2 protein-coding genes are annotated in these 471 nt (G+C 69.6%); both read right to left on the bottom strand.

Annotation, left to right across the window (positions count from 1 at the left end; all coding sequences use genetic code 11):
• Nucleotides 1-196 (bottom strand): arsenate reductase/protein-tyrosine-phosphatase family protein (locus tag AC1RPY_RS07635; RefSeq protein WP_481763089.1); only part of this gene is annotated, 196 nt, incomplete at its 3' end.
• Nucleotides 197-207: 11 nt separating this feature from the next.
• The coding region (locus AC1RPY_RS07630) for a low molecular weight phosphatase family protein (protein WP_481763088.1) at nt 208-471 on the bottom strand (264 nt) is incomplete at its 5' end.

Raw genomic sequence — 471 nt, 5'->3', positions numbered from 1 at the left:
GCTCGGCGGTGATGTCGATGCCGAGCTCGGCCATCGCCTGAACAGCGGTGGGGTTGATCTGGTCGGCGGGCATCGACCCGGCGGAGCGGACCTCGATGCGGTCGCCGGCGATGTCGCGCAGGAATCCCGCGGCCATTTGGGAGCGACCGGCGTTGTGGACGCAGACGAACAGGACGGAGGGCTTGGTGTCGGTCATGGTGGCTCCGGTCAGCTGGTGGGGGTGAGGGTGGCAAGGAGGGCGTCGACGCGGCGGGCGATGTCGTCGCGGATCGCAGCGATGCCTTCTGCGGAGGCGAGGGCGGGGTCACCGACGGTCCAGTCCTCGTAGCGGACGCCGGGGGTGATGGGGCAGACGTCGCCGCAACCCATGGTGATGACGACGTCAGCCGCGCGGACTGCGTCATCGGTCAGCGGTTTCGGGAACCGCGGTTCGTCGTTGCCGGGGGTCAGCTCGTCGATGAGGGGCTGCAC

Source organism: Dellaglioa sp. CoH-56-MRSF-12 (assembly GCF_056782075.1).
Note: the sequence above shows the minus strand (reverse complement) of the source record. Positions and strands in the feature narration are given on the sequence as shown.